At 38.0% G+C, this 2413-nt stretch carries 1 protein-coding gene; it reads left to right on the top strand.

Going from position 1 to position 2413, the window contains the following annotated elements:
- Window positions 1-2413: hypothetical protein (locus G6W45_RS09625; RefSeq protein ID WP_194168342.1), on the top strand; the 2413-nt coding region annotated here is incomplete at both ends.

The following is a 2413-nucleotide window of genomic DNA, read 5'->3' as shown; positions in this document are numbered from 1 at the left end:
TTTGCAGAAGGAGGCCACATTAGTAACATAAATGCTAATGTAGGAAGCATAGATGCTTTATCTCTAGCAGCAGGTGGAGATAATAGCTTTGGTGTAAGTGGAGGAAGTGCTGTTGGGGCTGGAGCTGAGGCAACCCCTGTTATACCTCCTATTGCTACAATTACAGCTCTAGGTTCAACCAATGTAAAAGAGGGTTACGATTGGGAAGGTCCAGAGTATAAATTCTCTTTAGGTAATTTAGACGCAAATGGCGTAAATAACTTAGCAGCTAGACCAACTACATACACTTTTAGTCTAAGTGGTGTAGAAAAGGGTGTAGACTATGAAGAGATAGAAACTCCAGATGGCAATTTTGTTTTTGAATACAAAGATGCTAATGGTGACTGGGTTCCAATGTATGGTAACAAACTTACCGTAAATGATCCTAGAGATATAGAGAACCTAGAGGTAAGAATAGCAAAGCTAGCAGATAACTCTATCCAAAATCAAGGAGAGCGTGTAGGAGATGATCCTATGTTTAGCGGTATAGATGGAGCAATACAAGGCGTTTATCAAAGAAAAGCTACTGTAAACGTAACTAGCGATAATCCTCAAATAGCTTCGTCAAGTAATACTGGTACTATCACTGATACAGATGACAATATATCATTTACTAAGGGTCTAGATGGACAAAGAGTAATGACGTTCATCGGTGACGATACTATAAACCTATATGGTGATGTTAAAAATGGTTCTAGAGTAGAGAGTGGAAATGACAATGATGTTATAAATCTCTATGGAAATCTAACTACTGGTAGCACCATCAATACTGGATCAGAAAATGTATTTAGTGAAGTTGCTCGTGATATTGTAAACGTTAAGTCTGGAGCATCTGTAAATGGAGCTACTCTAGCATCAGAAGGAGTTGCAACATTTAATATAGAAAAAGGTGCAACGCTAAACAATGCTCATATAAATCACATGTATGGTAGCGATCAAACAGTTAATGTTAATGGTACTCTAAACGAGACAGAGATGAATCTTGGCCGTGGAAACAACAAGATCACCCTTGATGGAGCTACTAGCACAAATAAACTTAGAGTAGAGACTCAAAGTGGTGACGATGACATTGTGATCAAAAACAGTAAAATTTTAGGCGATGAGAATTTAATTGGCAACCACAACGTGATGGATATACGTTCAGGTAAAAACACAGTTACAGCTGAGGGCTCTGAGCTATCTCGTTTGGACATCCAAGCAAATGGTGGTGCATCAGATAAGACAACCATTACCTTAAATGCGACAAAAGGTGAACGACTAAATATTACTGGTCAAGGCGAAGAGGACGTGTTTACTCTAAAAGGTGGCTCTACCCTTAATTCTTCTGGAGTTAATTTAGGCAACGGTAATAATACTATTAATGTAGATGGTGCTAAGATTACAACATCTAGCCTCATAACTGGAAGTAATGACGATATTATCAATCTCAAAAATGCAGAGCTAAAGAATGTTAATGTTGAGACAGGGCAAGGTAAAAATGAGGTAAATATCGAAAACGTTACAAGTGACAACACTAAGATAACTCTTGGTGGTAGCTGGAGTAATGGAGATAATACCGTAAATATTAAAGGTAATTTCGGTGATGTAGATGCCAACTCTTATAACAAAACCGCAATTAGTTCTTATGGTAGTGCTGTTGCAAAAGACTTTATCAATATCGCAGATAACGCAAACGTTCACAATGTTAGATTTGATCTAAACCAAAAATCAGATACTATCACTATTGGTAAGAATGCCACAGTTTCACACTCTCAGTTAATTACTGGAGACGATAATGATACACTTGAGATAGGGGATGGAGCTAATATTAGCAAAGGTACACATATGGATCTAGGATTCCATAGTGATACCGCAAAAATAGGAAATAACGTTACTATAGATGACTCTGATATTTATATGGATGATGGTGATACGACCCACCAAAGTACTTTTGGTAACGATACAGTAACCATAGGAAATAACGTAACGTTTAAAAACTATGCCGACGTAAAAGGTGGTCAAGGAAACGATACCATTACTATAGGCGATAACCTAACCCTAGACGGCAATGCCGGAATTTACGGAGACTGGGGCGAAGGCGGTGGCGGAGTAAATAACGCTACTGACGGTAAAGACACGATTACTATCGGAAATAATCTAACCGTTAAGAATAACTCTACTGTAAGCGGCGGCGGCGGAGATGATGTTATCTCTATCGGTAAAAATGCAAGTATTCATGATACTTCGACTATCGACGGCGGAGCTGGATTTGATACATTAAAAGTTGCTGACAATAGTATAGACTTTAGTCATGTTAAAAATATCGAAAGACTAGATATGACTAATGGAGAAAAGACAACCTTAGCTCTTACAGCTAGTAATGTTCAAGATATAT

Origin of the sequence: Campylobacter concisus, assembly GCF_015229955.1 — a bacterium.
Lineage (GTDB): Bacteria > Campylobacterota > Campylobacteria > Campylobacterales > Campylobacteraceae > Campylobacter_A > Campylobacter_A concisus_AT.
Note: the sequence above shows the minus strand (reverse complement) of the source record. Positions and strands in the feature narration are given on the sequence as shown.